Origin of the sequence: Neisseria animalis (assembly GCF_900636515.1) — a bacterium.
Taxonomy (GTDB): Bacteria; Pseudomonadota; Gammaproteobacteria; order Burkholderiales; family Neisseriaceae; genus Neisseria; species Neisseria animalis.
The window spans coordinates 1,944,403-1,966,779 of the sequence record NZ_LR134287.1; the positions used below are offsets into that span (position 1 = coordinate 1,944,403).

A 22,377-nucleotide genomic window follows, 5' to 3' on the forward strand; every position below is an offset into this window, starting at 1 on the left:
TGCCGTACTATGTGTACTGTCTGCGGCTTCGCTGCCTTGTCTCATTCTTATTTTATTCGACTATATATTCAGCACGCCACCCTGCCTGCTTCAGACTTTCCGTTGCACCGTTTCGACCACTGCCGCCGAAAGCTGCTTACTGTCCTTTCAACCATTCGTCCCGCGTGTTTTTCGCTTCTTCAAAATAACGGTACAAGGCCGCAGTATCGCCCTTTTCCAACATATCGCGCAACACCGCCAACTGCGCTTCCACTCCGGACAGCAGCCCGAGCAGGCTGTTTTTGTTTGCCATACAAATATCCGTCCAAATCGCCGGGTGGCTGGAGGCAATGCGGGTAAAGTCCCGAAAGCCGGAAGCGGCAAACTGCAAAAAACGCTGCCCGTCGGGGTGGTCAAACATTTCATGCACAAAGGCAAACGCCAATAAATGCGGCAAATGCGATACCGCGGCGAAAATTGCATCATGCTCCGCCGCACTCATGCGGAAAGTTTTTGCGCCCACCGCCTGCCACAACGCCTCCACACGCTCGATACCGCCTGCCTGTTCCCTGCCGTGCGGCGTAATAATCAGCTTTTTATCCTGATACAAACCAAATTGCGCCGCCAACGCACCATGACGGTCCGAACCCGCAATCGGATGGGTGGCAATACAATTCGGAAGAAATTCGGGCAGATAAGATTCAAATGCCGCCAATGCCGACTGCTTGGTACTGCCCACATCGGACACCAGCGTATCCTGCCGTAAAAAAGGCTTGATGGCACGGCAAATCTGCGGCAGCGTTGAAACCGGCGTCGCAATCAGCACCAAATCCGCATTGCCTATGCTTGCTTCGCTGATTTCGGTAAAAGCCTCGTCAATCACCTTCCGCTCCAACGCGCGTTCGAGATTGTCGCGGCTCAAATCCACGCCCGCTACACGCTCCACCAGCCCCAAGCGTTTCAAATCCAATACAAACGATCCCCCGATCAGGCCAACGCCTATCAGGGTAATATGCTTGAGCGGGAGAGAGACGGACATAAATATGCTTTGTCAAAACGGAAAAGCCTAGTTTACCCGATTGGCACGCAATCCGAAAGAAAAGCCGTCTGCAAATTCAGCATTTTGCAGACGGCTTGAGACCTTGGCAAAAACAGGAAGCGTACCCAAACTGATGGCAGGGGCGGGTTTTATACCCGCCAGAAAATTTAATACCTTGAAAAAGTTACAACTTCCAAAAGCCCAAGCAAGCGGACGGTGTCAAACCCGCCCACAAGTCCTTGCAATGAATTTTGCAAAAGTCTCGGACTTTACGGAACACTCAGCAAACCGCAGACGGCACGAAGCATACAGGGCAGCGGATTTTCGGCTTCCCGCCCCCCTCTTTGAGCAAAGCGACAATGCCGTATCGCGGCGTATCAAATATAGTCGAATAAAATAAGAATGAGACAAGGCAGCGAAGCCGCAGACAGTACACATAGTACGGCAAGGCAAAGCAACGCTGTAGCATTCTTATTTTAAATGACTATAATCATAAATGCAGGAAATAACCACACACCACGTTTCACACCGTTTCCACACGAAAAAGAAAAACCCCGACAACCTGAAGATTGTCGGGGTTTCGGCGGTTTACCGTCTCACGGAAAACCGATTATTATCCTGCCAGACGGTTATCCGCGCCTGACGGTTTTTTGAACCGCTTGGCAGTCTCGCTTAACAGGGTTTCGATTTCCAACCACATTACAGCAGTCCCGGATTGCCTTGTGCCGGATCGGTGGCGCGTGCGGCTTCTGCATCGGCAACGGTCAGACCCAATGCTTTGGCAACGCCTTCGCCGTAAGCCGGATCACATTTGACGCAGTTGCGGATGTGGCGGTATTTGATGAAGTCCGGCGCATCGCCCATGGCGGCGGCGGTATTGTCGAACAGGGCCTGTTTCTGCTTGCCGCTCATCAGGTTGAACAGCGCGCGGGGCTGGCTGAAGTAGTCGGCATCATCTTCGCGGTAGTTCCAGTGTGCGGCATCGCCGTTGATTTTCAAAGGCGGCTCGGCAAATTGCGGCTGCTCCTGCCATTGTTGGTAGCTGTTCGGCTCGTAATGCAGCGTGCTGCCGTAGTTGCCGTCCACGCGGCCTTGTCCGTCGCGGGCGTTGCTGTGTACGGGGCAGCGCGGCGCATTCACCGGAATCTGGTTGCGGTTTACGCCCAAGCGGTAGCGTTGCGCGTCGGCGTAGTTGAACAGACGTGCCTGCAGCATTTTGTCGGGTGATGCACCGATACCGGGTACGAGGTTGCTCGGTGCGAAGGCTGATTGTTCCACATCGGCAAAGAAGTTTTCCGGATTTTTGTTCAGCTCGAACTCGCCCACTTCAATCAGCGGATAGTCTTTTTTCGGCCATACTTTGGTCAGGTCAAACGGATGGTAAGGCACTTTTTCGGCATCGGCTTCCGGCATAACCTGCACATACATGGTCCATTTCGGGAAGTCGCCGCGTTCGATGGCTTCGTACAAGTCTTTCTGATGGCTTTCGCGGTCTTGGCCGATGATTTTTTCCGCTTCTTCGTTAGACAGGTTTTCAATGCCCTGCCGGGTGCGGAAGTGGAATTTCACCCAGAAACGCTCGCCCGCTTCGTTCCAGAAGCTGTAAGTGTGGCTGCCGAAACCGTGCATATGGCGGTAAGACTTCGGAATGCCGCGGTCGCTCATGACGATGGTCACTTGGTGGAAGGCTTCGGGCAGCAGCGTCCAGAAATCCCAGTTGTTGGTTGCGCTGCGCATATTGGTGTGCGGGTCGCGTTTGACGGCTTTGTTCAAATCGGGGAATTTGCGCGGGTCGCGCAGGAAGAATACGGGGGTGTTGTTGCCCACCATATCCCAGTTGCCCTCTTCGGTGTAGAACTTCAGTGCGAAGCCGCGGATGTCGCGTTCGGCATCCGCCGCACCGCGCTCGCCGGCCACGGTAGTGAAGCGGGCGAACATTTCGGTTTTCTTGCCGACTTGGCTGAAAATTTTGGCACGGGTGTATTTAGTGATGTCGTTGGTTACGGTAAAAGTACCGAAAGCGCCGCTGCCTTTGGCGTGCATACGGCGCTCGGGAATCACTTCGCGCACAAAGTCGGCCAGTTTTTCGTTCAGCCACAAATCCTGCGCCAGCAAGGGGCCGCGCGAACCGGCGGTGAGGCTGTTTTGGTTGTCGGCAACGGGTGCGCCGTTGCTCATGGTGAGGTGGGTAACTGGACATTTGTTCATGGTATTGCTCCTTATAAGGAATAAAACAGACTTCGGGGATTTAATTTACAATTTGTCGGAAAGCGTATTCGTAACCGGTTTCCTGATGGAATAATTCTTCAATCGTCACGTCCTGCTCCTTTGTTTCAAACTATGAAAAACATCATAACCTAAAATTTTCTCTATTAAAACTATGAAACCGATTTTGTTTAGCTATTTTAAATTGGTTTTTCATTTTTGATAGCTTTAAGAAATTACCTCCTACTATAACGCTTACTCCCGAGTATTTCAACATTTCATCTTTTCAGCAGTTTGACTATATAATGAGTCCATGAATATCCCCAAAACCACCCGCATTCTCGGTATCGACCCCGGCAGCCGCGTTACCGGCTTCGGCGTGATTGATGTATGCGGACGCGAACATTTTTATGTTGCTTCCGGCTGTATTAAAACCATACCCGGGGACGAGCTGGCGGGACGGATTGCCATCATCTGCGAACATATCGGCGAAATCATCGATACCTACCGCCCCAATCATGCGGCGGTGGAGCAGGTTTTTGTCAACGTCAATCCGGCGGCAACCCTGATGCTCGGTCAGGCACGCGGCGCGGCCATTGCAGCGCTGACCATGCGCGGCCTGCCCGTTTACGAATATACTGCATTGCAGGTCAAACAGGCGGTTGTCGGGCAAGGCAAGGCTGCAAAAGAGCAGGTGCAGCACATGGTGGTGCGTATGCTCGGTTTGTCGGGCACTCCGCAGGCAGATGCGGCAGACGGCCTTGCCGTCGCGCTGACCCACGCGCTACGCAACCACGGCCTTGCCGCGCAACTCAACCCCAACGGTATGCAAATCAAACGCGGACGGTTTCAAGGTTGACCTCATGCCGTCTGCAAAACCGCTGCCGTACCAACATTTACCCACCCGAAGGAAAACCCATGAACGAAACCATTCAAACCCTGTTGCAACACCGCAGCATACGCAAATTCAAACCGCAACCTTTAGACAAAGCAACGATTGACCTGCTGGTCGAAGTTGCACAGCGCGCCTCCACCAGCAGCTATATGCAGGCCTGCACCATCATCAGCGTGACCGACGAAACCATCAAACACGAATTGGCGGTTCTCGGTATGCAGGAATATGTGCGCGACAACGGCCATCTGTTTATCTTCGTTGCCGACACCGCCCGCAACTCTGCCATTGCCGAAACACAAGGTCTCGACCCCGTGTACCAAAGCAGCGCCGACCGCTTTCTTGCCGGCGTGTACGACTGTGCCATCGCCGCACAAAATATGGTTGCCGCCGCCGAAAGCATGGGCTTGGGCGCAGTCTATCTCGGTACGATTTTGAACGATGCCGCCAAAGTCATCGAACTGCTCGGCCTGCCGCCGCGCACCTTCCCCGTATTCGGTCTCGCGCTCGGCTATCCCGAATTTCAACCGCGTCTCAAACCGCGTCTGCCGTCTGCAATCGTACACATGGAAAACCGCTACGTTCCCGTAACCGAAACCGCACAACAGCAGGCGCTGGCAGAATACGATGCGGAAATGGCAGAGTATTACAGCAAACGCGGCAGCGGCAGCCGTGAAGAAACCTTCAGCCGCATGGCGGGAAAATACACCCACACCCAACAGGCAAAACGTACCCAATTAGGCAAATTAATCCGCCAACAGGGATTCTTTACCGAACTGGACAACCAAGACTAGCCCGACCGTCCGCCCATGCCGTCTGCAAATTGCTGCACCGCTTCCGCACACGCTTCCTGAAGCCGCAGCATTGGCCGCATACCGGTTTGCAGACGGCCTTTTCCGCCCCACTCCCGCCCAAGCGCCCGCTTTTTGCCGAACACCATGATGAAATTCGCCTTTTTCCTGCTCTATTTAATCCAACTGCTGCCCTTCAAACTCCTCCACCGGATTGCAGACAGCATAGGCATACTGGCTTATTACGCCGTCAAACCTCGCCGCAAAGTGGGAGAAACCAACTTACGCAAATGCTTTCCCGAGTGGAGCGAAGCGCAACGCAAAGCCGTGTTGAAACGCCATTTCCAACACATGGGCAAGCTGTTGTTTGAATACGGGCTGTACTGGTATGCCCCCGCCGAACGCCTGCGGAAATTCGTGCGCTATCAAGACAAACACCATCTCGACAACGCGCTGGCGGCAGGAGAAAAAGTAATTTTGCTCTACCCGCACTTTACCGCTTTTGAAATGGCGGTTTACACGCTCAACCAAGACATCCCGCTGACCAGCATGTATTCCCACCAGAAAAACAAAGCGATGGACGAGCAAATCCTCAAAGGCCGCCACCGCTACGACAACGTCTTCCTCATCGGGCGTACCGAAGGCTTGCGGGCAATCATCAAACACCTCCGCAAGAGCGATGCACCGTTTCTTTACCTGCCCGATCAAGATTTCGGGCGCAACGATTCGATATTCGTCAACTTCTTCGGCATTCAAACCGCCACCATTACCGGCTTGAGCCGTATTGCCGCCCTAACCGGTGCGAAAGTCATTCCCGCCATTCCCTTCCGCGAGGCCGACAATACCGTAACCCTGCGTTTTTACCCCGCATGGGAACACTTCCCCGGCGAAGACATCACCGCCGATACCCAACGCATGAACGACTTCATCGAAGCCCGCATACGCGAAATCCCCGAACAATATTTCTGGCTGCACAAGCGTTTCAAAACCCGTCCCGAAGGCGAAGCAGGTTTCTATTAAAACTACAAAAAAATTACATTTTCCCACAGCCCGAAGCGTTTTCGGGCTGTTTTATTTCCTTCTAAACCAATCCCGCTCCCATTATCTTTCCCGCTACCCCTGTCGCTTACGCCAGCACGCAAAATACCCAAACCATAGGGATTATGAAGGCCGTCTGCAAAACGCGCCTCTTCTCCGTGCCGAATAAAATTCCCAAAAGATGAATTTTTAATTAACATATTAAATTAAATTTACTTTAAAATCATATATTTATAAAATAGTCGCAATTTTCGGCAATCCTCACCAAAACAGATTGTTTTTATAAAATTTCAAAATATTTTTAAATTTGGATTTTAATTTTAAAAATAAATAATATAAATAAAAATATTTTAAAAAATTAAAATAAACAGCATATAATAAATATACATCAAGCAAGATTTTTAACAACGAACCGCTTGCCAAGCCAATTTTTTTCGCGTACATTTCACTACATCGAATTACACATTTTCAGACGGCATAACAGCCGTGTTGGAAATTACGGAATCTCCCTTACGGGGCGTTTCGACAAACCCTTACTGCTGTCGGAACGAATTCTTTGTCCGCGTGGAGTTGAGCCGCGCAGATAAAGCCGCAGGTGCAAGCCTGCATTGTTTGTGAAGCGTAAATCTCTGATTTGAGGTATTGGGGCAATCCTGTGGGGGATTGCCTCTTTTTTTATCTGCGGCTTCATGCCACAATGCCGTTATATCCAAAAGACGGAGTACAGCCATGACCCCGATACTTGCTTTCGACATCGAAACCGTACCCGATGTACACGGTATCCGCCTGCTCTACGACCTGCCCGCCGATGTACCCGACAACGATGTGGTGCTGTTTGCCCAACAAAAACGCCGCGCCCAAACCGGCGGCGATTTTATGCAGCACCATCTGCACCAAGTTGTCGCGATTTCCTGCTGTATGCGCTGGGGCTCGGAAAAAATCCACGTCGGCACCATCGGCGAACCGAACGACAGCGAAGAAACCGTGATTGCCAAGTTTTTCGAGCTGGTTGAAAACCATACGCCGCAACTGGTCAGTTGGAACGGCGGCGGCTTTGATTTACCCGTACTGCATTACCGCGCCCTGATTCACGGTATTGCCGCCGCCCGTTATTGGGACATGGGCGAAGGCGATTTCGGCGACAGCCGCGATTTCAAATGGAACAACTACATCAGCCGCTACCACAACCGCCATTGCGATTTGATGGATTTGCTCGCCCTCTACCAGCCGCGTGCCAGCGTACCGCTTGATGACATGGCGAAATTGTGCGGTTTCCCCGGAAAACTCGGCATGGACGGCAGCAAAGTATGGGAGGCTTACCACCAAGGCCGTCTGAAAGACATCCGCGATTATTGCGAAACCGATGCCGCCAATACCTATCTGATGTATCTGCGTTTCCGACTGATGAGCGGCGCGCTCGACGGCGACGAATACGAAGTCGAAGTCAAACGCCTGAAAAATTATTTGAAAGAGCAGGCCGAAAGCAAGCAGCATTGGCGGGAATTTATCGCTGCATGGCGGTAATGCCGTCTGCAAAATCACAAAAAGCCGTCTGCAAAACGCTTTCCCGCGTATTTGCAGACGGCTTTTTCTCCATACGGCAAAACAGCACGGCAACGGCATAGCCGTTTCCATTTGCTTCGATACCGCATGACTGCGCCTTGTTATAGTCGAATAAAATGAGAATGAGACAAGGCAGCGAAGCCGCAGACAGTACAAATAGTACGGCAAGGCAAAGCAACGCTGTATCATTCTTATTTTAAATGACTATATCGACTTGATGGAAGCGGCTATATTTTTCGGCAAAAGCAGCCGTACCCGCCACCGCCTTCTCCGGCAGTAAACAAATTCCATTCCGAATATGTCATCATGGAATACCGAAAGGCGTTACTGCGCCTTGCCCACAAAATGTACCTGCCCAAACTGTTCAGACCGTTCAAGCAGCCGCCCCGCCCTCCCATCTTATAGTCGAATAAAATAAGAATGAGACAAGGCAACGAAGCCGCAGACAGTACACATAGTACGGCAAGGCAAAGCAACGCTGTATCATTCTTATTTTAAATGACTATATCTGTGGCGTTACCGCCTTGTCTGATTGGATATTGGCCGATGATACAGACGGCCTTTCCGCTCCAGCCGGTACTTTATGCCGCCGAAAAACGTACTTCCTCCCCGAACACTTCCGCCCACAAACGGCGTACATATTGATAATGTTCGGTCAACGTATCGGCAACCACCGCCGCATCGCGCAATTTCGCATGGTGTTGCTGCTGACGGTAACAGCGGTAAGCCGTCCGGCATTGTTCTGCCAACTCCTTATCAATCAAACCGCAATCGGCGGCAATCCCCAACAGCGCGATGTTGCCGTAATTATCGAGCAGTTCGGGATAGCGGCGGGCGTAAGCAAGAATCAGGTATTGCACGATAAATTCCACATCAACCACACCGCCCCGCGCATACTTGACATCGCTGTCTGCGGGCGGGTGGGTGGCAAACATTTTCTCCCGCATTTCAATAATTTCCCGCGCCAGCTCTTCACTATCGCGTTCGGCGGTCAGCACTTCGCTGCGGATACGATCGAATGCCGTCTGCATATTTTCCGCACCGCAAATAAAGCGGGCGCGGGTCAGCGACTGGTGCTCCCACGTCCACGCATTTTCGCGCTGGTATTTTTCAAATGCGGCCATGCTGTGCGCCAGAAAACCGCTGTCGCCGTTCGGCCGCAAACGCAAATCGACTTCATAGAGCGTCCCCGCTCCGGTGGCCGTGGAAAGCCAACTGGTCAGACGGCGGGCGAAACGGGTATAGACATCGGGCGCATCGGGGTGCGGGTCGTCATACACATAAACCAAGTCCAAATCCGAGGCATAGCCCAATTCCTTACCACCCAGCTTGCCGTAACCCGTTACCGCAAACAGCGGTTGCTCGCGGTGTTTCTTCGGCATATCCGCCCAAACATACGGCAGCGCGGCGGCAATCACAGTATCGGCCAGCAGAGAAAGCTCGTCCGACAAGGACTCCACCGTCCATAATCCGGCCAAGTCCTGAACGGCAAGACGGAATATCTGGGCGTGCTGGAAATGGCGCAAAACGTCCATCTGCGCTTCGGTGTCGCCGTTACAGTTGTTCATGCCGTCTGCAAGTTCGGCCGCAAGTTTCGGCCAGTCGAAATGTGTTTCCAATAATTGCGTACTGATCAGCTCGTCAAGCAGAATCGGATAACGGGTCAGATAACCGGCCACCCATTCGCTCTGCCCCATGATTTCGGCAAGGTGTTGCAAGGTTTGCGGGTGTTCGTTCAAAAAGGCCAGATAAGCGGAACGGCGGCTGATGTGTTCGAGAAAATCCAACAGGCGCAACAGCGTGCCGGTAGGATTGTCCTGCATGGCGGCGGCCTGCACCAGTCGGGGAACGGCAGCATCGAAACGCGGTTGGGCGTGTGCCGAAAGATGGCGGTATTTATTGCCGTGCCGGATTTGGTTCAACCGCCCGACAACCGCTTCCGCATCGAAACCGGCATTTTGCAGACGGCCTGAACGCTCTTCTTCATCAAGTGTATCCTGCCACACCCACTGCCATTCGTGTCCCGCCGCTTCATCTGCATCTTCCGGCTCGCTGAGAATATCGTTAAACAACTTGTTGACTTGCCGGCGGTGGGCATTCAGGCCGTCTGTAAATGCGGCATAATCGGCAAAACCCATGCTTTCGGCAAGAAGCTGCTGCTGTTCGGGATTTTCCGGCAGGGTTTGCGTTTGCCGGTCGTCCCAATATTGCAGCCGGTGTTCGACATCGCGCAAAAAGCAGTAAGCCGACAACAACATCTCCACCTGCTCCGCCGGCATGATTTCCAACTCGGCCAGTTTGTGCAGGGTCTCGCGCGTACCCTTCAACTGCAAGGCGCGCACCTGCCCGCCGCGTATCATTTGGAAAATCTGCGCGACAAATTCTACTTCGCGGATACCGCCCGCGCCGAGTTTCACATTGTTTGCCATACCCTTTCTGCTGACTTCGTCACGGATTTGGCGGTGCAGACGGCGCATACCTTCATACGCGCTATAATCCAGATATTTGCGGAACACAAACGGCCTTACCAGCGCGGCGATGTCGTTCGGATAAGGCGTAACCACACGTCCCTTACACCAAGCATAACGCTCCCACTCCCTCCCCTGCTGAATCAGATACTGCTCCAGCGCGGTTTCGCTCAACACCAGCGGCCCCGAATCGCCGTCCGGCCGCAAACGCATATCCACTCGGAAAACCTGCCCGTCGGCGGTAATATCGTTCAGCAGAGTAATCAGCTTCTGCCCGACTTTGGTAAAAAACTCCTGATTTTCGCGCTCGCGGCGGCCATCGGTTGCCCCCGATTCAGGATAAACAAAAATCAAATCAATATCGGACGATACGTTCAACTCATAACCGCCCGCCTTACCCATCGCCACCACGCTCAAATGCTGCGGCGTTTGCGTGTATCTGCCTACAGGCGTGCCGTACAAACCCTGATAATAAGCATACGCAAATTCCAGCGCGGTATTGACAGCAAAATCGGCAAACAGCGTGATGGTTCGCGTTACCTCTTCCAAACTGCTGATACGGTTGACATCGCGCACGATGATTTGCGACACCACATAACGGCGCAACAGGCGCAACTGCCGCGCCAACGTTTCTTCGTCTTCCTCCGCACGGATTTTTTCCCAATCGGCAAACGCCTGAAAATCATCAAGCGTCAGCTCTTTTTCCAGCATCGGCAGAAAAATTTCCGGCTTGAGGTTGCCGTTATCAAGATGGCGGGCGAGATATTGGGAATAGCGGCGGGCAGTATCGAGTATGGTCATGGCATTGTGCAGAAAAAAAGCAATAAAAGTTATCATAACAACAAAGTATGCCGCACGAAAGAGCCGCCGCCACAAACAACAAACCGACAGCCTGAATCCCCTAAAATGCAGACGGCCTTTACCGCAAACCACTCAACCCAAACCCAATAAAAAGCAGCCCGCGCCCCCTAAAATACAGACGGCCTTTCCCGCCTGTTTGACCGTTTCCATCAGAAAAACCGGCCAAGGCCGTCTGCAAAAACAGGCAGCCTTTTACTAAATGCCCTGCTTTCGCTAAAATCAAAACCTTTGCACCTTTTATCTTTCCTTTTATGCACCACAACGATACCGATTACATCGGCACACGCCGTCTCTCCGTGGCTCCCATGCTCGACTGGACCGACCGCCACTACCGCTACATGGCGCGCCAAATCACCCGCCACACATGGCTGTACAGCGAAATGGTCAACGCCGGCGCCATCAACTACGGCGACAAAGACCGCTTTTTAATGTTCAACGAAGGCGAACAGCCCGTCGCTCTGCAACTGGGCGGCAGCGAACCCTCCGAACTGGCGCGTGCCGCCAAAACCGCCGAACAATACGGCTACAACGAAATCAACCTCAACTGCGGCTGCCCCAGCCCGCGCGTGCAGAAAGGCGCGTTCGGCGCGTGTTTGATGAACGAAGCCGATTTGGTGGCCGACTGCCTCAACGCCATGCAGGACGCGGTCAACATTCCCGTTACCGTCAAACACCGCATCGGTATCGACCGCCAAACCGAATATCAGGTTGTCGCGGATTTTGTCGGCACGCTGCGCGGCAAAACCGCCTGCAAAACCTTTATTGTCCACGCCCGCAACGCTTGGCTCGACGGCCTTTCGCCCAAAGAAAACCGCGATATTCCGCCCTTGAAATACGACTATGTTTACCGCCTCAAGCAGGAATTTCCCGATTTGGAAATCATCATCAACGGCGGCATCACCACCAACGAACAAATTGCCGAACATTTAAACCATGTCGATGGCGTGATGATCGGACGCGAGGCCTACCACAACCCGATGATGATGCGCGACTGGGACAGCCTGTTTTACGGCGACACCGCCACCCCGGTTGCCTATCAAGACTTAGTACAGCGGCTGTTTGCATACAGTCAGGCACAAATCCGGGCCGGACGCGGCACGACACTGCGCCACATCGTCCGCCACAGCCTCGGCCTCATGCACGGCCTGAACAAAGCGCGAGTATGGCGGCGTATGCTCTCCGATGCCGCGCTCTTGAAAGACAACGACGGCAGCCTGATTCTCGAAGCGTGGAAAGAAGTCGAACAAGCCAACCGTTGGGACTGATTTTGCAGACGGCCATACCGACGACAACATGGCGGCACAGCAAGCCGCATACGGCTTGACCGCACCGTACCTGCTGATGCGGCACGCTGTCATCTTTACCAGCGGGATTTTCCAAACAGCTGCCGCCGCTTCAGACAGCATAACCGCGCCCTGTTCGACCACAAACTTCATCAAACTGCCGCAAAAGCCGTCTGCAAAATGTTGCCTGCAACTTGAGCCCGAAACCTTTGCAAAACTCATTATAGTCATTTAAAATAAGAATGATACAGCGTTGCTTTGCCTTGCCGTACTATGTGTACTGTCTGCGGCTTCGCTGCCTTGTCTCATTCTTATTTTATTCGACTATACAACGGCTTGTAAGGGCGGGTTTTACACCTATCCGCTTGCTTAGGCTTGTGGAAGTTGAAACGTTCAAGGTATTCAATTTTCGGGCAGATGTAACCCCCCTGCCATCCGTTTTGGTTCGTTTCCTGTTTTTTGCAAAGGTCTCTGCCCGTCTGCGCAAAACAAATCACGCGCACCAACAAAAAAGCCGTCTGCAAAACGCATTCCTGATACGTTTTGCAGACGGCTTTGTCGTGAGGATATTTTATTTCAGCGGCGTCATGTTCATGTATTCCAACAAGAAATTGGTAAATGCAGGATTATTCGGCTTGCTGTCCATGTTTTTCCAGCGTTGCTGCCAACCGCGCAAGGTACTTTGAATTTGGGTTTTAGATTGCTCGGAGCTGATGACTCCGCGTTGGCTGTCTATCGCGGAGCGCAGGTACACATCGTACACCGCATCATCTACGGAATTGCGGCCAACCAATTGGATACGGAAACGGTTGAGCAGTTGCGCCGCCTGAACCTTGGTCAGCTTGCCTTGGCTGACTTGGCTCACCAAGCGTGTTGCTTCATCGCGGAGTTTGGCAACGTCCGTCCAATGCGAAGCAGCCAAACGGTAATCTGCTGCGGGAATGTCGGCAACTCTGGTGTTGGTGGGATTAACCGGCACTTCTTTCAAAGTCGGCAGGTAGATGGTTTCACAACCTGCCAGTGCCGCCAATGCAACTAAAAGGGGGATATGTTTTTTCATGGGTGCTATTATAATGGATTCTGCCGTTAAACCAAACTATTGAACGCTGTCGAAATCGCTATTTGTCGAATTACAACAGATTGCAGACGGCCTGAGCTGCAAAAAAGGCCGTCTGTAAAACGGCCTTTTTCGTCAACGGGGAAATTATGCCAAATCGGCAAACAGCGGAGTAGAAAGGTAACGCTCGCCGTAAGACGGAATCACCACAACAATCAGCTTGCCGGCGTTTTCCGGTTTCTTCGCCAACTGCAGCGCGCTCCATACGGCGGCACCGGAAGAAATACCCACCAAAATGCCTTCTTTTTCCGCCATGGCGCGGGCGGTTTCAAAAGCAGCTTCGTTAGGAGCTTTAATCACGCCGTCGTACACTTTGGTATTCAGTACGGCCGGAACGAAACCTGCGCCGATACCCTGAATCGGGTGCGGGCCTTTTTCGCCGCCGCTCAATACCGGAGAGGCTTCAGGTTCTACGGCAAATACTTGAACTTCAGGCTTGCGCTGTTTCAACACTTCGCCCACGCCGGTAATCGTACCGCCCGTACCTACGCCGGCCACGAAAATATCCACATTGCCGTCGGTATCGCGCCAAATTTCTTCGGCAGTGGTTTCACGGTGGATTTCAGGGTTGGCTTCATTGTCAAACTGGCGTGCCAAGAAGTAAACGTCCGGTTTTTCATCAACCAAAGCCTGAGCCTTGGCAATCGCTCCGCCCATGCCTTCAGCCGCAGGCGTCAGAATCAGCTCCGCACCGAAAGCACGCAGCAGCATTTTGCGCTCTTTACTCATGCTTTCCGGCATGGTAATGGCCAGCTTGTAGCCGCGCGCCGCACACACCATGGCCAAACCGATACCGGTATTGCCGCTGGTCGCTTCGAGAATAACGGTGTTTTTGTTGATTTTGCCGGCTTTTTCCGCCGCATCAATCATGGCTTCGGCAATACGGTCTTTCACGCTGTTACCCGGATTGAAAAACTCCAGCTTTACGGCAACCTGCGCCTGCAAGCCTTCGGTTAAGCGGTTTAATTTGACCAAGGGGGTGTTGCCGATTAAATCGGTAATGCTGTTTGCAATATTCATGTCCAACTCCTGATTTATCTGTTTGTCGTCAAAATACGGATTTGCAGACGGCATGGCCAAGCCGCAACCCTACTCCGACCGTCTTATCATACAGGTTTCATCATACGGGCAAGCCGTCTGAAAAACCAATATTAAATACTTCTGAATTTATAACTTTTGGTTTACATCCTTCCGTCCAGCGCGATGCCGATGATGCAGCCCCATTGCAGCACAAACGCCAACAGGCAGCCCGCATACCACTGCCGCAGGCTGAAACAATAGGCAGGCCGCCGCTCGATCAGACGGCGGTGAACGTAAAACACAGCCATCAAAACCGCCTGCAATACAAACCAATCCAGCGGCTGCAACGCATAAAACTGCAGCATCGCAGGCAACACCGCCAGCGTCAGGCCGTTCGGATAATGATACCACATCAGTCCGAGCGTCAGCACAAAGGCCGCGGTCATGACCATATTGCTCAAGGCAAACAAAGCCAGCCATTCAAACCGCCTGTCCGGTTTGACCGCCGCATCTTCCGCCGTTGCCTGCCGGAAATCAATCCAAAAAAACACGCTTGCCACAGTCAGATAAAAATGCGGCAGCATCAAAGGCCCGATATGCGTCATGCCCCAAATGCCCAGCAGCAGCCGCGAGCCGAGTACCGAAACCCCCAGCCACAACAACACGCTGCCCCAAAACCATTGGAACATTCCCGCACGAAATATCAGCAGCAGCCAAATCAAACCGTAAACCGCCGCCGACCATACATTCCAATCCGCAACCATCAGTAGCGCAACTCACCTTCAAATACCGTTTCCACAGGGCCGGTCATCAACACATGCCCGCCCGGCTGCCACTCGATAAACAAATCTCCGCCCGGCAGCGTTACCTTAACCGGCACACCCGCGTCCAACAACCCCAAACGCACGCCTGCCACCACCGCCGCGCACGCCCCCGTACCGCAGGCCTGCGTTTCACCCGCACCGCGCTCGTACACGCGCAAACGCACGGCTTGTCGGTCAACCACCTGCATAAAGCCCACGTTTACCCTGTCGGGAAACTGCTTGTTCGGTTCGATTGCCGCACCCAAACGCTCTACCGGCGCACGCTGCACATCTTCCACCAGCAGCACCGCATGGGGATTGCCCATGTTCACGCACGATACCGGCACGCTCTCCAAACCGGTCTGCACCTGATACGTCAACGCATCGTCCGCCTCGCCCGCTACCGCCACAAACGGAATTTCAGACGGCCGGAAACGCGGTTTGCCCATGTTTACCGTCACCAAACCGTTGTCCAACAGCTTGGGTACAATCACGCCGCCTGCGGTTTCCACCACAATTTCTTTCTTATCGGTCAAACCCTTATCCGCAACAAAGCGCACAAAACAACGCGCCCCGTTACCGCACTGCTCCACTTCGCCGCCATCGGCATTGAAAATCCGATAACGGAAATCCGCCGCATCGGAAACCGGCTTTTCCACCACCAGCAACTGATCGAAGCCCACCCCGCGAAAACGGTCAGCCCACTGCGCCAACGGAGCTTCCAGCGGATTAAAATCCTGATTCACGGCGTCCACCACCACAAAATCATTACCCAAACCGTGCATTTTGGTAAATTTCAGCGTTTTCAATACAATATCTTTCTTCGCAAATTACAGTTTCAGCCGAACCCGCCGGCCATCACGATACCCAAACGTCCGACTACCCGAACGCCGTATTCTACCATTCCCCGCGCTCCCATTATACGGGCAACCCGCATATAAATAAAAAAGCCGGTGCAGACAGCAGTTTCCCACCCGAAAATCCCGTCCTGTTGCCGTTTTTACCCAAGCTAACATTTTCAAACCGTCAAAACCGATATACTGGCGAATGCAACAAATCCTACAAAAATATTCGGAAACAACCATGAAACACATTATCGCACCCGTTTTACTGACCGCCTTGCTCAGCGCCTGCACCGCCACCCCTTCCGGTATGTCTGTCGGCCTCGGCATCGGCTCACGCCTCGGCAGCCACATCGGTTTGGGCACATCGCTCAATATCCCCATCGACTTCGACCGCCGTAAAACCGGCAACATCGACAGCCCGAACATTCTCGACGAGCAAATCATTACCTACTTCGATGCCAAAGGCAATGCTTCCAACAGCGCCGTCAAAGGCGGCTACTACCGCCAATTACTCAACAAACGCGGCAACGACTACATCGTACAGGACTTCTACGGCGACAACGGCCGCAAACGTACCGACCCCTACACGCTCAGCCGCAACCAACTGATGCAGTTCCACGCCCTGCCCGAAAACGGCTCGCTGACCACCTACGCTTACAACGGCAATGTCATGCAGCAGCAGGTTTTCCAAAACGGCAGACTGATCAGCGCGAAATACTGATGCAAAGGCCGTCTGCAAATGCTGCAAACCCGTATTTTGCAGACGGCCTTGCTTAAATAAATTATCTTCTCATTCAAATATTTGTAAGATAACTACGATTTTTCCGCATTTTTTCGATTGACACATTTCCTCCAGACGATATAATACGCCCCATTCCCCGATAGCTCAGTCGGTAGAGCGACGGACTGTTAATCCGCAGGTCCCTGGTTCGAGCCCAGGTCGGGGAGCCAAATTTTACAAGCCCTAAACAAGAAATTGTTTAGGGCTTGTTTGCTTTTCCGCGCAAGCAATCAGGATACGGATACCGATTTATACCCGCATCAAAACAGCAATCATCACGGGCAGGCGTTGATACAGTCGAACCACGCTGCATAAGGCAAGTCGGTCAAACCGCAAACAATACAGGCAATACAGGGTGGTAAACTTGCTTCAACAGCTTGTCAAACTTTCTTGGGCAAAGCCCAGCAACGCTGCATCATTCCGTATTCAATAAGCCCTCAAGAAAATATCCCGAAAATTAAGCAACAAGCAAAAACATATTGGGCCGCGCAACAACCGAATAACCGTCCCTTTGAACTGCCCCGAATAAGCAGACGGCAATCAAACCGCTCCGCTGCTTCGCTATACCCACCAAACCGCTTGCCAGCATACCAAAGTATCAAACGCCGACAATACTCTTCCAAACAACGTTCCCCTTGTTTTATCAGCCGCCGAAAACCGGTCTATGCTTTGCAAACTTACCGCTTGCTGTTTACAGCTTTTCAGCAACTGCTTTCAACGCAAACAAGCCCTAAACAATTTCTTGTTTAGGGCTTGTAAAATTTGGCTCCCCGACCTGGGCTCGAACCAGGGACCTGCGGATTAACAGTCCGTCGCTCTACCGACTGAGCTATCGGGGAATTAAGAAAAGAATTATATCCGCCAACATTCCTACTGTCAAGCATTTTATCGCAACTTGCCGCCAAAGCAGTATCATCTTACTGAATTATCAGCTTTTATCGTTTTCCCAAGTAAACGGCAAACCCTCATCTTCCGGTATGCTTTCCATGCGGACATAGCCCTGCGCCCTGCCGATTTCCTGTAAGCGTTGTGCAGACGGCTGCTTGGCCAATTCATCAAATACGGAATGTTTGCCCAAACTGCTGCCCCAAACGCGCATTCGTTCTTTGACTTCGTTGCCGCTGCTGCCCAGCTCCACATACAGCAGCCATAAATGTTCCGCATAGCCCTGAAGATTTCGGTGGCGGTAATCCATGCTCAACAAATCAATAATTCTTGCCGCCGGTTTGTCAGATTGCCGGATAGCCTGTTCGTAATACTGCAATGCCGTCTGATAATCGGCATCATTTTGTTTGCTGTCAACAGTCTGCCGCGCCATGCCCTGCTGCATAAAATCGCCTGCCGCCGATACCTCGCCGTTACCGTTGCTCCAAGAAGAAACAGCCGGCACGCTGCTCCCCGTCCGCTCCAACGGCAGGGGTTGCCCGTGGTTCCGGCGGTAACGCAAATACAGCAATACCAGCAGCAACACCAACAATAAAATCATCAACAGGGAGTAATCCAAAACAACTTCCTCAAGCGCCAACACCCACCGCCATCGGGCGGCAGGCCGTGCCAAACAAAGCAAACATCATACCACAACCTTATCCGCCCCGTTCTGCACGGCTGATTTCCCCGACCTACCGGCTCCGCTCAAATACGCCGATGGATTCCACATGCGCCGTTTGGGCAAACATATTCATCACACCTGCCGTCTGCAAAACATAACCTTTTGCCACCAACACCGCCGCGTCGCGGGCAAATGTTGCCGGATTGCACGAAACATACACGATTTTCTGCGGCAGATACGGTTCGTGCAATGCCTGAACCACCGCATAAGCACCGCTGCGCGGCGGATCGAGCAGCATTTTGTCGAACCGCCCCCACGAAGCCAGCGTTTGCCGATCGGTTTCAAACAAATCAGCAACCATAAATTCCGTTTGCGCCGCACAGCCGTTGTGTGCCGCATTTTCCGTCGCACGCGCCGCCAGCGTTGCCGAACCTTCAATGCCCACTACTTTCGCACCACATTTTGCCATCGGCAGGCTGAAATTGCCCAAACCGCAAAACAAATCGGCAACCCGCTCCCCTTGCCGAATCTCCAGCAACCGCAATGCTCTGCCGACCATCAGCGCATTGGTTTCGGCATTGATTTGGGTAAAATCTCCCGGGCGGTACGGCATCACAACATCAAACTCCGGCAGCGTATAAGCCAACTGCGGCACATGGTGCGGATAAAACGCTTGAGCCTGCTCCCTGCCGCATTGCAGCCAAATCTGCCAGCACTGTTCCGCCGAGGCATAATGGCGGTCAAACCACTCGCGCAAACGGGCAAGGCTTTTTGCAGACGGCCCTTTGCCCCAACCGATATTGGCCAGCGTTACCTCATTACTGCGGTAAAACTCGATAAATTTCGCGGTATCGCCATAATCCGATAATGTTTGCAGCACCGCCTTCCAATCCGGCAACGCCGCCGAAACATATTCCGGCAAAACGGCACAAGACTCTATATCCACCACATCATGACTTTTCTGCGCTTGGAATCCCAACTGCAGACGGCCTTTCCCGTCCGCCGAGATACTCAGACGCGCCCTGTCGCGGTAATGCCACGGCGTACCGTATATCGGCGGCAAAAGCTGCTGCGGCACAACCTTACCGATGCGCGCCAACTGTTCTTCCATTATCCGCTGCTTATACGCCACCTGCGCCGTCGCTTCCGCGTGTTGCAGCACACAGCCGCCGCATATGCCGAAATGGCGGCAGCGCGGTTCTACACGCTCGTTTGCCGTCTGCAAAACCTCCGTGGTTTCCGCTTCGTCAAACTGCTTTTTGCTCCTGACAACCCGAAACCTGACTTTTTCAGACGGCAGCGCGCCACGCACAAATACCGTTTTGCCACCGACACGCGCCACCCCGCGCCCTTCGTAATCCAACGAATAAATTTCCGCCACACCGCTGTTTTGTTGGTTTTGCTGCATATTGTCCGACCGTTTCCATCAAAATCTTTACGGCTTCTGCCGTACCACCGCATATTTTCGCACAAAAACACACAATATTAGGGTATGATTTACACCAAACAATCTTAAAATTCCCACTACAGCAAACCACCATGAAAAAACTGTTTTCCGGCATTTTCGCACTCGGTATCGCGGCGGCCGCCCATGCCAACACACCCCTGCCAGACGTATCGCCCGTATCCGAAGGGCAGCACGTCTTCATCAACATTCCCCAACAGCGGCTGTTTCTCTATACCGACGGCAAGCTCACCAAAGCCTACCCCGTTGCTGTCGGCAAAGCGGCCACCCAAACCAATTTGGGCGAACACAAAATCGGCGTCAAAGCCTACAACCCTACTTGGCACATTCCCAAGTCTATTCAAAAAGAGCGCGGCGACGGTGTCAAAACCATACCGCCCGGCCCGAAAAACCCGCTCGGACCGGTATTTGTACGCCTCGGCGATCCCAAGCTGGGCTTGGGCATACACGGTACCAACGCCCCCTCCAGCGTACCCGGTGTCCTCAGCCACGGCTGTGTCCGCATGAAATCTCCGGACGCGCTTGAATTTGCCAAAACCATCAGCACCGGCGCGCCGGCTTCCGTGATTTACCAAATGGCAACGCTCAACGAAGATGCCAACAAAAACCTTTGGCTGGCCGCCTACCGCGACCCTTACAAGCAAAAAAACCTCGACACCGCGGCCTTGAAAAAAAGTATTGCCGCATGGGCGAAAGCCAACGGTAAAACCATCAACGCCAAGCGTGTCGATGCCGTGTTGAAAAACCGTACCGGCGCGGCAAACTGCCTGACCTGTGCGCCGAAAGTCAAAATGAAAACCCCGCTGAAATCCCTTGCGTGGAACAGCGGCAGCGGCGCATACAGCAAGCCCAAAGCCGTGGCCAAGCCTGCGCCGGTCAAAGACGAAACCCTGCCGGACGGCAGCGGTGTAGAAGTCAATGTCGGCGATATGCTGCCGGATAGCGGCATGAGCCTGCCGCGCCTTCCAATCCCCGCCGGCACATCTGCCGATGAAGCGGTGGAAACCTTGTTCTGATGCTCTCAACAGCCGAACAAACCGCCTGAGGCCGTCTGTAAAACCGCAAGCAGCCGTTTTGCAGACGGCCTTTCCATACTGTCTTGCCCAAGCGTATAAAAAACTTTTCAGGCAAGCCGCTTGGGCTTACACTATCGCCTTGAAATATAGTTATTTCACACAACACGATAAGGCGTTGCCGCGTCTTGCCCGAAGAGGGAACGGATTAAACTGCCGAAGCAGCCAGTCCGCCAACCCCAGCCTGCGGTTTTGGTCTCATTCCGCATGATTCGGCCATACTGCTGAAACAAACATCGCGGCTGATGCTGCCATACGGCTTGTTTCCCACACTTCACCCATACAACCCCACGGAGCCTCCCCATGACTGCAAAAATCAAAGCCGGTATCGTCGGCGCGACCGGTTATACCGGTGTCGAACTGCTGCGCCTGTTGAGCACCCACCCCAATGTCAAAGTAACCGCCGTAACCAGCCGCAGCGAGGCCGGAACGTCTGTTGCCGATTATTTCCCCAGCCTGCGGGGAATTTACGATTTGGTTTTCCAAACGCCCGATGAAGCGGCACTCGAGCAATGCGATGTTGTCTTTTTTGCCACGCCCAACGGCGTTGCCATGAACGAAGCGCCGGCATTATTGGCAAAAGGCGTGCGTATCGTAGATTTGTCTGCCGACTTCCGCATCAAAGATATTGCCGTGTGGGAACAATGGTACGGCATGAAACACGCCAGCCCCGATGCGGTTGCACAAGCGGTGTACGGTTTGTGTGAAATGAACCGTGAGCATATCGCTGCCGCACAACTGGTGGCCAACCCGGGCTGTTACCCGACCTGCGTTTCCCTGCCGCTGCTGCCGCTGCTGCGTGCAGGCCGTCTGCAAAAAGGCATGCCGCTGATTGCCGACTGCAAATCAGGCGTTTCCGGTGCGGGGCGCAAAGCCAGCGTCGGCTCTTTATTGTGCGAAGCAGGCGATAATTTCAAAGCCTACGGCATCGGCGGACACCGCCACCTCCCCGAAATCAAGCAAACCCTCTCCTCCCTGCAGGACGGCATAGCAGACGGCTTCGTATTCGTGCCGCACCTCACGCCGATGATTCGCGGCATGCACGCCACGGTTTACCTGCATTTGGAAGACGGCACCCGGCCCGACGAAATCCTGCGCGAGTTCTATCGAAGCAGCCCGTTTGTCGATGTCATGAATCCCGGCTCGACCCCCGAAACCCGCAGCGTTCGCGGTGCCAACCTCTGCCGCATCAGCATTCAAAAAGCCGCCGGCAATGAAAATGTTTGGATTATCCTTTCCGTTATCGACAATCTGGTTAAAGGCGCGGCAGGACAAGCCGTTCAAAACATGAACATCATGTTTGGCTTTGCCGACAACGCCGGCTTGCAACAAGCACCGTTACTGCCGTAATCGCCGACATCAAACACCAAGTATTCAAGGCAAAAGCCGTCTGCAAATCGCTGTTTTGCAGACGGCTTTTTATAGTCATTTAAAATAAGAATGATACAGCGTTGCTTTGCCTTGCCGTACTATGTGTACTGTCTGCGGCTTCGCTGCCTTGTCTCATTCTTATTTTATTCGACTATATAAAAAATGATGATGCGGATTGGTATCGTCAACAACAACCGCACCGATTTATTGGGCAAAGTGTTGCCAAGGCTTACG

The 22,377-nt window shown here is 53.0% G+C and carries 19 protein-coding genes and 2 tRNA genes; 10 read left to right on the plus strand and 11 right to left on the minus strand.

Features of this window, described 5'->3' with window-relative positions; genetic code table 11:
* Window positions 1–136: 136 nt before the first annotated feature.
* Together EL111_RS09030 and EL111_RS09035 are read right to left on the minus strand one after the other, a co-directional pair.
* Window positions 137–1,018, minus strand: a complete 882-nt coding sequence (locus EL111_RS09030) for a prephenate dehydrogenase (RefSeq protein WP_123794973.1) — start codon at window positions 1,016–1,018, stop codon at window positions 137–139.
* Between the two features lie 699 nt (window positions 1,019–1,717).
* Window positions 1,718–3,226, minus strand: a complete 1,509-nt coding sequence (locus EL111_RS09035; protein WP_123794974.1) for a catalase — start codon at window positions 3,224–3,226, stop codon at window positions 1,718–1,720.
* A gap of 310 nt (window positions 3,227–3,536) precedes the next feature.
* On the opposite strand from EL111_RS09035, the gene ruvC reads away from it, so the two are divergent.
* A complete protein-coding gene (gene ruvC / locus EL111_RS09040) occupies window positions 3,537–4,082 on the plus strand; it encodes a crossover junction endodeoxyribonuclease RuvC (protein ID WP_123794975.1) in 546 nt (181 codons plus the stop codon).
* Window positions 4,083–4,141: 59 nt separating this feature from the next.
* Window positions 4,142–4,909, plus strand: coding sequence for an NADPH-dependent oxidoreductase (locus tag EL111_RS09045; protein ID WP_123794976.1), 768 nt, complete (start codon window positions 4,142–4,144; stop codon window positions 4,907–4,909).
* Here EL111_RS09045 and EL111_RS10595 read toward each other — a convergent pair.
* Entirely contained in the window at window positions 4,906–5,055 is a 150-nt protein-coding gene (locus tag EL111_RS10595; protein WP_162842961.1) for a hypothetical protein, read from the minus strand. The two genes, EL111_RS09045 and EL111_RS10595, sit on opposite strands and share 4 nt — an antisense overlap.
* Before the next feature lies 1 nt (window position 5,056).
* Here EL111_RS10595 and EL111_RS09050 point away from each other — a divergent pair, with 1 nt between their 5' ends.
* A complete protein-coding gene (locus EL111_RS09050; protein WP_123795148.1) occupies window positions 5,057–5,926 on the plus strand; it encodes a lipid A biosynthesis lauroyl acyltransferase in 870 nt (289 codons plus the stop codon).
* A gap of 747 nt (window positions 5,927–6,673) precedes the next feature.
* Window positions 6,674–7,468 (plus strand): 3'-5' exonuclease, encoded by a 795-nt coding sequence (locus tag EL111_RS09055; RefSeq protein ID WP_123794977.1) that lies wholly within the window; start codon window positions 6,674–6,676, stop codon window positions 7,466–7,468.
* Between the two features lie 620 nt (window positions 7,469–8,088).
* On the opposite strand, the gene glnE is transcribed toward EL111_RS09055, so the two are convergent.
* On the minus strand, window positions 8,089–10,776 hold the full coding sequence (glnE, locus tag EL111_RS09060; RefSeq protein ID WP_123794978.1) for a bifunctional [glutamate--ammonia ligase]-adenylyl-L-tyrosine phosphorylase/[glutamate--ammonia-ligase] adenylyltransferase: 2,688 nt from the start codon (window positions 10,774–10,776) through the stop codon (window positions 8,089–8,091).
* A 311-nt stretch (window positions 10,777–11,087) separates the two neighbouring features.
* On the opposite strand from glnE, the gene dusA reads away from it, so the two are divergent.
* Entirely contained in the window at window positions 11,088–12,101 is a 1,014-nt protein-coding gene (dusA, locus tag EL111_RS09065; protein ID WP_123794979.1) for a tRNA dihydrouridine(20/20a) synthase DusA, read from the plus strand.
* 28 nt (window positions 12,102–12,129) lie between these two features.
* Complete coding sequence (locus tag EL111_RS09070) at window positions 12,130–12,354, plus strand: hypothetical protein (RefSeq protein WP_123794980.1); 225 nt, start codon at window positions 12,130–12,132, stop codon at window positions 12,352–12,354.
* 336 nt (window positions 12,355–12,690) lie between these two features.
* Here EL111_RS09070 and EL111_RS09075 read toward each other — a convergent pair whose 3' ends face one another.
* From EL111_RS09075 to dapF, 4 genes are all read right to left on the minus strand, one after another.
* Window positions 12,691–13,179, minus strand: a complete 489-nt coding sequence (locus tag EL111_RS09075; protein ID WP_123794981.1) for a prokaryotic membrane lipolipid attachment site family protein — start codon at window positions 13,177–13,179, stop codon at window positions 12,691–12,693.
* Window positions 13,180–13,323: 144 nt separating this feature from the next.
* Window positions 13,324–14,256, minus strand: a complete 933-nt coding sequence (cysK, locus tag EL111_RS09080) for a cysteine synthase A (RefSeq protein ID WP_123794982.1) — start codon at window positions 14,254–14,256, stop codon at window positions 13,324–13,326.
* A 161-nt stretch (window positions 14,257–14,417) separates the two neighbouring features.
* The gene (locus tag EL111_RS09085) at window positions 14,418–15,020 is read right to left on the minus strand and encodes a hypothetical protein (protein WP_123794983.1); all 603 of its coding nucleotides are present in this window, start codon (window positions 15,018–15,020) and stop codon (window positions 14,418–14,420) included.
* A complete protein-coding gene (gene dapF, locus EL111_RS09090) occupies window positions 15,020–15,868 on the minus strand; it encodes a diaminopimelate epimerase (protein WP_123794984.1) in 849 nt (282 codons plus the stop codon). The genes EL111_RS09085 and dapF overlap by 1 nt, the downstream gene beginning before the upstream one ends.
* A gap of 274 nt (window positions 15,869–16,142) precedes the next feature.
* On the opposite strand from dapF, the gene EL111_RS09095 reads away from it, so the two are divergent.
* Both EL111_RS09095 and EL111_RS09100 read left to right on the plus strand, forming a co-directional pair.
* A complete protein-coding gene (locus tag EL111_RS09095) occupies window positions 16,143–16,625 on the plus strand; it encodes a NemA protein (RefSeq protein ID WP_123794985.1) in 483 nt (160 codons plus the stop codon).
* 154 nt (window positions 16,626–16,779) lie between these two features.
* Window positions 16,780–16,855, plus strand: a tRNA-Asn gene (locus EL111_RS09100).
* Between the two features lie 593 nt (window positions 16,856–17,448).
* On the opposite strand, the gene EL111_RS09105 is transcribed toward EL111_RS09100, so the two are convergent.
* From EL111_RS09105 to rlmD, 3 genes are all read right to left on the minus strand, one after another.
* A tRNA-Asn gene (locus tag EL111_RS09105) sits at window positions 17,449–17,524 on the minus strand.
* An 89-nt stretch (window positions 17,525–17,613) separates the two neighbouring features.
* Window positions 17,614–18,189, minus strand: coding sequence for a hypothetical protein (locus tag EL111_RS09110; protein ID WP_123794986.1), 576 nt, complete (start codon window positions 18,187–18,189; stop codon window positions 17,614–17,616).
* Between the two features lie 115 nt (window positions 18,190–18,304).
* A complete protein-coding gene (rlmD, locus tag EL111_RS09115; protein ID WP_123794987.1) occupies window positions 18,305–19,642 on the minus strand; it encodes a 23S rRNA (uracil(1939)-C(5))-methyltransferase RlmD in 1,338 nt (445 codons plus the stop codon).
* 131 nt (window positions 19,643–19,773) lie between these two features.
* Here rlmD and EL111_RS09120 point away from each other — a divergent pair, with 131 nt between their 5' ends.
* Together EL111_RS09120 and argC are read left to right on the plus strand one after the other, a co-directional pair.
* Complete coding sequence (locus EL111_RS09120) at window positions 19,774–20,715, plus strand: L,D-transpeptidase (RefSeq protein WP_123794988.1); 942 nt, start codon at window positions 19,774–19,776, stop codon at window positions 20,713–20,715.
* A 360-nt stretch (window positions 20,716–21,075) separates the two neighbouring features.
* Window positions 21,076–22,122 (plus strand): N-acetyl-gamma-glutamyl-phosphate reductase, encoded by a 1,047-nt coding sequence (gene argC, locus EL111_RS09125; RefSeq protein ID WP_123794989.1) that lies wholly within the window; start codon window positions 21,076–21,078, stop codon window positions 22,120–22,122.
* The last annotated feature ends 255 nt before the right edge of the window (window positions 22,123–22,377 follow it).